At 42.2% G+C, this 6,387-nt stretch carries 6 protein-coding genes; 4 read left to right on the top strand and 2 right to left on the bottom strand.

All coding sequences use genetic code 11. The features are described 5' to 3' along the window. Together ACFOEE_RS03975 and ACFOEE_RS03980 are read left to right on the top strand one after the other, a co-directional pair. Positions 1 to 978: cell division protein FtsZ (locus tag ACFOEE_RS03975; protein ID WP_377121152.1), on the top strand; the 978-nt coding region annotated here is incomplete at its 5' end. A gap of 209 nt (positions 979 to 1,187) precedes the next feature. Then, on the top strand, positions 1,188 to 1,736 hold the full coding sequence (locus tag ACFOEE_RS03980) for a hypothetical protein (protein ID WP_377121154.1): 549 nt from the start codon (positions 1,188 to 1,190) through the stop codon (positions 1,734 to 1,736). 204 nt (positions 1,737 to 1,940) lie between these two features. Here the strand turns inward: ACFOEE_RS03980 and ACFOEE_RS03985 are convergent, their stop codons facing one another. Together ACFOEE_RS03985 and ACFOEE_RS03990 are read right to left on the bottom strand one after the other, a co-directional pair. Further along, positions 1,941 to 3,191, bottom strand: a complete 1,251-nt coding sequence (locus ACFOEE_RS03985) for a tyrosine-type recombinase/integrase (RefSeq protein ID WP_377121156.1) — start codon at positions 3,189 to 3,191, stop codon at positions 1,941 to 1,943. Between the two features lie 195 nt (positions 3,192 to 3,386). After that, positions 3,387 to 4,247 (bottom strand): YicC/YloC family endoribonuclease, encoded by an 861-nt coding sequence (locus tag ACFOEE_RS03990; RefSeq protein WP_377121158.1) that lies wholly within the window; start codon positions 4,245 to 4,247, stop codon positions 3,387 to 3,389. A 149-nt stretch (positions 4,248 to 4,396) separates the two neighbouring features. Here ACFOEE_RS03990 and rph point away from each other — a divergent pair, with 149 nt between their 5' ends. Both rph and pyrE read left to right on the top strand, forming a co-directional pair. Beyond that, positions 4,397 to 5,110 carry a ribonuclease PH gene (gene rph / locus ACFOEE_RS03995; protein WP_377121160.1) on the top strand — a complete coding sequence of 238 codons (714 nt, stop codon included), beginning with the start codon at positions 4,397 to 4,399 and terminating at the stop codon, positions 5,108 to 5,110. Between the two features lie 24 nt (positions 5,111 to 5,134). Then, entirely contained in the window at positions 5,135 to 5,779 is a 645-nt protein-coding gene (pyrE, locus tag ACFOEE_RS04000; protein ID WP_377121162.1) for an orotate phosphoribosyltransferase, read from the top strand. Positions 5,780 to 6,387 lie beyond the last annotated feature (608 nt).

The following is a 6,387-nucleotide window of genomic DNA, read 5'->3' on the forward strand; positions in this document are numbered from 1 at the left end:
GTCAATTTCTATTGTATAAATACTGACAAAGTTGTTTTAAACCACACTCAAAGTGATGAGTCGGTGTTAATTGGCGAGCAACTTACACACGGTTATGGTGCTGGTGCTGACCCCGCCGTTGGTTTGCTTGCTGCGCAAGAGAGCGAAGCACAATTAATAGGGTTAATTCAAAAGTGCGATATATTACTCTGTGCGGCTGGCTTTGGTGGTGGAACGGGCACAGGCGCGAGCCCATATATCGCAAAATTAGCCCAAGAGCACAACAAACCCGTGATTGGGATTGCCACATTACCTTTTTCTAGCGAAGGCGAATTCAGACGTCAAATTGCGCAAGAAGGACTAGACGAATTTAAACAGTACGCTAATGCTGTAGTAACACTACCAAACGATAAGTTGATAGAGGTTTTAGGCAGTGATGTTGGACTATTTGATGCGTTTAAGCATAGTAATCAACTTCTCCATTCATTAATCGTGGCATTAATCGATATGCTCTGTCATCAAGGACTGATAAATATTGATTTAAAAGATTTTGTCAGAGTAATGGACGCAAAGGGGGATGCGGTCTTATGCGTGGGCAAGTGTAATGAGGAAAGTGATTTACAGCGTACATTAGAGCAGACGTTAACTAACCCGCTTATTAGTAGCGTAGATATGAGTACAAGTACAGGGGCGATTATCCAAATAAACTGTAAGGAAGAGATCTCGTTAGGGAGCTACGACCTTATTTCAAGCACTGTTTGTCAAAAAGTAAGCCCTAGCGCTTTGATCATCTGTGGTGTATCTAAACTTGAAAAACTGCAAAGTAACTACGAGATTTTGGTAATAGCAACTGGGGCAAAACCTAACTCGTATTTGCAGGATGATGAGAAGTGCGGAGCAACTGAACAACGCGACATCCAAAAACAGCAAAAAAAGGATGATATACTTGATATTCCAACTTTTTTTCGTAAACAATCGCCAGCGCCAACCTCGAAATAAGTGTCAATGTTGGGAAAGGACTGTTTTAGAGAGTAATGTCAGGTCTTGATACTCTGTTAAATAACTTAGGGTTTCATTGGTAGTGAGCTGAACAAGTATCGGATATTCAAATTGTTGTGTCCGTTATTTACGCACCAGCTTGTCTACAAGTGGATAAAAAGACCGACTGTTCTTTAATTAAAGTGGTTTTGTTATCAAGGGAGAGAGCTATGTATACCTCAGATGATATTTATATTTGGTTTAGAGATCGCCTAAAGAGCAAGTTAGAAACAATTAGTCTGAGCGATTTTGCAATAGGATGGAGCACTGGACTTGCAAATAAAACCAAGTTTTACGAGCAGTTATTCAAGGAAGTTGGTGAGTTTGAACGCAAGGTTGTCACTTATGAACAGTTCCGTTGTGACGTTACTATTTCTGACGAAAATGGAGTACCGCTTGTTCTAATCGAGATGGAGAATGCGCATTCAACAGCATCTTCAGAGATTGAACAGCTGTGTTGTCTAAATGCCCCTCTTAAGGTGTTAGTTATTTCTTGTGCCTGGCATGACTCAGAAAGAGAGCGTTGGCTCCCCATTTGGCAAAACATAATTCGTAAGCATAACTCAGCTTTCCCTACAAACTCTAAGTTTTGCATAGTCGTCGGTGAATGGGGGCGAGGCAGACCCTGTGATGAACTTCTCCGGTACTATATGGTTACATTGTCATCACAGGGTAATGTCGTTGAAGATCTTGTTTGGCAGCTGCAAAAAACAGAATGAGTTAGCGAATCGCTGACATTGCTAATGCTTGTACACACGTTATATAAAATGCAAGAATTTAATCTCGCCCAAAAACAGTCTGTCTAATGACTAACAACCCTATTCATCGAAACTATAAGGTCAGATATTGGCAAATATCGTGAAATGAGAGGGTATCAATACCCACACTATGAGCGTCCGCAGTAAAAATATAGAAACTAAACATCAATGATGTACATTGATATATTCAACTAATCGACTAGCAAGCTGCTCCAAAGCATCTTTTCTCTCATCAAAATAATCATACTTGTCATAAATCCCTTCAACACCGCGCAATTTATGGTTTAAACAGCGCTCAGCGATATGTGGCGGTACTTTGAGCTCTGCGAGTAGACTGCGACAGGTTCTGCGTAGATCGTGAACTGTAAAATGCGCAATATCACCCATCACATTGTCCGGTTGTTTTTCTTTGCCAGGATCTATTCCAAAGAGTTTTGATAACGCTCGATTTAGTGTATCTGTGCCCATAAAGGGATTTTTCGCTCTTCGTCTGCTCGGAAAAACATATGGGGAACCGCAGCTACGAATTTTCAGTTCTTTTAGCCATTCGACAATAGTTGGGGCTAGTGGAATAGTGTAGCCATTACTTGTTTTAGAGCGTTCAGCAGGTAATGACCAAGTTGCAGATTCTAAATCAAACTCCTTCCACTGTGCTTGAATTAACTCAAGCTTCCTCACACCCAAACAAACTAGCAAAGCAAAGGCTAAGTAGTTTTCTCTAGAAATAGCTTCATCCTGCTCCCGCATAATCCTAAAAAATTGTTCAACTTCAGCAAACGACAAAGCGCGATCTCGACCCTTTTCCATGCCACCAGCATCGTTTAAGGAAAAAGGGATAGCTGGATTGCTCGTCGCTACACCTAACTTCATGCCGTGATTAAATAATTGTTTTAAGTAAAGTAATACATCATTGGCGATAGTGGGTCGATTTGAATCTGCGACAGTTTCAATAACTTTTTTAATATCTAATGGACCTACAGTTTTGACTTGGTACTTACCAATTAAAGGTAGGATGTCTTTTTTAAAAACTCGTTGAGGAATTTGAGGATTCTTTAAACGCTTCTCATTACCTTTTTGCCAATCAAGGAAGAGATCGGTAATTGTATTTAATGGAGCAGCTTTATTGAGTTTTCTTACTTGTATTGGGTCTATGCCAGCATCTATTTGCTTTAGTAGTTCGTAGGACTTGCTTCTCGCTTCCTTTAGTTTTAGCAGTTCGTATTTACCCAGTGAAATCTCAGAGCGTTTTGAACCCAGTGTGTATCTGAGCATCCAGAAAGGCTCACAGTTTTTAGCAACGATTAACGTCAGCCCATTACCATCAGATTTTTTGAACTTGTTAGACTCACCTCGCTCAATAGCTTCACGCGAAGATTTAATAAAAGTCTCAACCTCTTTAACCGTAAGCTTTGCCATAAGATCACTCTAAAAAAATGGGGGGTAAATTGCACTATAAGCCCTAAATGTAAGCTTATATCAAATTTACCCCCCATTCTACCCCCCAATTAGCGTCGGCTTTTGGGGGATTTTCCTGGATCTTACTGGATAATTGGCTTTGTTAAGTCATTGATTTTATTTTAACAAATAAACTTTAAAAAACCATGCTGGATCCTATTCAATATTCTGGATCTGCTCTCTCATCTGCTCAATCAAGACCTTTAACTCCACCGCGGCGTTGGTGATGTCGGTGTTGATAGATTTAGAAGCAAGGGTGTTTGATTCACGGTTGAATTCTTGCATCATAAAATCTAAGCGGCGGCCGCAGGCGCCACCTTTTTTCAGCACTTTGTTGGTTTCTTTCACGTGTGAGCGAAGGCGGTCAAGTTCTTCTGCGACATCTTGTTTTTGCGCAAGGTAAATCAGCTCTTGTTCAAGGCGATTTTCGTCGATTTCCGTTTTTAGCTCTTCTAAGCGCTGCGTGAGCTTTTCACGTTGCCATTTATTGATTTCTGGTAAGTGGGTTTCAACAATACCAACTTGTTCAACAATGCCGTCTAAACGGGCTTCGATCAGTTCTTGCAAGTTCGCGCCTTCGCTGGCTCGCGCGGCTTTAAAATCTTCAATGAGTAGGTCAAACCCTTGTAGTAATTCGCTGTTTACTGTGTCGAGGTCAACTTCTTCCGCTTCCATCACACCTGGCCAACGGAGAATGTCGACTGGGTTAATATCACCACCGCTTTGTGTTTGAACCCACTTAGCACCATTGATCAGTTGCGTGGCCAATGTTTCATTAATGGTAATTTCACCAACATGAGCAGGGTTAGCGGTAAATTTTAGGAACACTTCGACTTTGCCGCGTTGTAGTTGCAAGCGTAGGCGTTCGCGTATTACTGGCTCTAACCCGCGGAATTGTTCCGGCGCGCGAATGAAGGTTTCGAGGTAGCGTTGGTTAACAGAGCGGATCTCCCACACACCAGTGCCCCATTCACCTTTGATTTCACGGCGGGCGTAGGCTGTCATACTATGGATCATACAAGTTCCTAAATTGGTAAGCGTGTTTATGGCTGGATTATACCCAATAGCCTAAACCGAGTCACATCCTTGAAGCAATGAGATTTCGGCGTGCACTCTAAAGTTCTACCCTTTATAATGGAACAAATTCAATATTGAGGGGAACGTGGATGCGTCCAAGTCAAAGAACCGCTAATCAGATCAGACCCGTGTCTTTTACACGTAACTACACCATGCACGCCGAAGGCTCTGTGCTGGTTGAGTTTGGTAATACCAAAGTGTTGTGTACAGCGTCGGTTGAAGCTGGCGTACCGAGATTTATGAAAGGTCAGGGTAAAGGTTGGATCACGGCGGAATATGGCATGTTACCGCGTTCTACCCACACTCGTAACGATCGTGAAGCGGCTAAAGGTAAGCAAGGTGGCCGTACCATGGAGATCCAGCGTTTAATCGCGCGTGCATTGCGTGCTGCAGTTGACTTAAAAGCGCTAGGTGAGAACACTATCACCATCGACTGTGATGTATTGCAGGCTGATGGCGGTACACGTACCGCATCTATTAGTGGTGCTTGTGTGGCTTTGGTTGATGCCCTAACGCATATGCGCGCTAAAGGTATGATCAATGCCAACCCGCTTAAGTATATGATTGCGGCCATCTCAGTTGGGGTTTATAACGGCCAAGCGATCACGGATCTGGAATATGTAGAAGATTCAGAAGCTGAAACAGATATGAACGTGATCATGACTGAAACCGGCAAGTTGATTGAAGTGCAGGGGACTGCTGAAGGTGAGCCGTTCTCATTTGAAGAGTTGCACGAAATGCTTGACCTTGCGAAGCATTCAATCCGTGAAATCATTGATGTGCAAAAACAAGCACTAGCCTAAATTAAAGTTGAGTGAAAAGTTACCATGAAAGCGTATCAAAAAGAGTTTATCGAATTTGCTTTAGAAAAGCAGGTTTTAAAGTTTGGTGAGTTCACCCTGAAATCAGGTCGCACCAGCCCTTACTTCTTTAATGCCGGATTATTTAATACCGGTCGCGATTTAGCGCGTTTAGGCCGCTTTTATGCTGCAGCGTTAGAAGACGCGGGTATTCCATTCGACGTACTTTTTGGCCCAGCCTATAAAGGTATCCCAATTGCAACAACAACGGCTGTTGCTTTGGCTGATCACCACAATAAAGATGTGCCTTATTGCTTTAACCGCAAAGAAAAGAAAACCCACGGTGAGGGCGGTTCATTAGTAGGCTCTGAACTTAAAGGCCGCATTATGTTAGTGGACGATGTGATCACTGCGGGCACGGCGATCCGTGAATCAATGGAAATTATCGCGTCGCAAGGCGCTGAACTTGCTGGTGTGCTCATTGCTTTAGACCGTCAAGAGAAAGGTAAAGCTGAGCTTTCTGCAATTCAGGAAGTAGAACGCGACTTCAATACAAAAGTGGTTTCTATTATTAAGTTGGCTGACTTAATCGTGTATTTAGAGCAGCAAGGCGATAAAGCCGCGCATCTTGATGCGGTAAAAGCCTACCGAGATCAATACGGCGTAGCCTAAGTCTAAATAAAAATGCATTAATCAAAACCCAGCGTCAGCTGGGTTTTGTATTTTTAGGGTATTCGATACATTGGTTTTGTGCGTTATTTGAGCTAAAACATGTCCTTTTAGGTGGTTTTGTTTGAATTTTGCGCGAACGATCCGTTTTTTGTATTTTTCTTTAAAAAAGTGCTTGATCATTTTTCTGCGCTCCCTATAATGCGCTCCCACTGACACGGCAAACGACGCTACTAAGCGAAGTGAGATAAGTCAGGTGAGTCGAGTAAAACTGAGTTTGAAACTTCGAAAGAAAAAACAAATTAAGTGTTGACAATAAAACTGGATGGCGTAAGATGCGCATCCCTACCGCGAAACGAATCGCGGCGAACTTTGAAAGTTCGAAACGTTCTTTAACAATTTAAAGCAATCATCTGTGTGGGCACTCGTACAGGTTGAGTTCTAACAGCTAAGCCACTTTGTGGTGAAGCACAAAAATTTAGAGTCTCAATGTGTTTTTTCCTTAATGGAAAGTGAGTGACTATAACAGTCAATTCGATTTTCTTTAGCAATAAAGCGAAATCAAAAATCAGAATTCATTGAGCTGAAGCTTAGGCTTCAAAAAACTTTTA

The organism is Pseudoalteromonas fenneropenaei (assembly GCF_042643375.1).
GTDB lineage: Bacteria > Pseudomonadota > Gammaproteobacteria > Enterobacterales > Alteromonadaceae > Pseudoalteromonas > Pseudoalteromonas fenneropenaei.

Bases quoted from the DNA above. Each gene is read 5' to 3' on its own strand.
- ACFOEE_RS03980 (WP_377121154.1), top strand. From the start codon at position 1,188: ATGTATACCTCAGATGATATTTATATTTGGTTTAGAGATCGCCTAAAG.
- ACFOEE_RS03985 (WP_377121156.1), bottom strand. From the start codon at position 3,191: ATGGCAAAGCTTACGGTTAAAGAGGTTGAGACTTTTATTAAATCTTCG.
- ACFOEE_RS03990 (WP_377121158.1), bottom strand. From the start codon at position 4,247: ATGATCCATAGTATGACAGCCTACGCCCGCCGTGAAATCAAAGGTGAA.
- rph (WP_377121160.1), top strand. From the start codon at position 4,397: ATGCGTCCAAGTCAAAGAACCGCTAATCAGATCAGACCCGTGTCTTTT.
- pyrE (WP_377121162.1), top strand. From the start codon at position 5,135: ATGAAAGCGTATCAAAAAGAGTTTATCGAATTTGCTTTAGAAAAGCAG.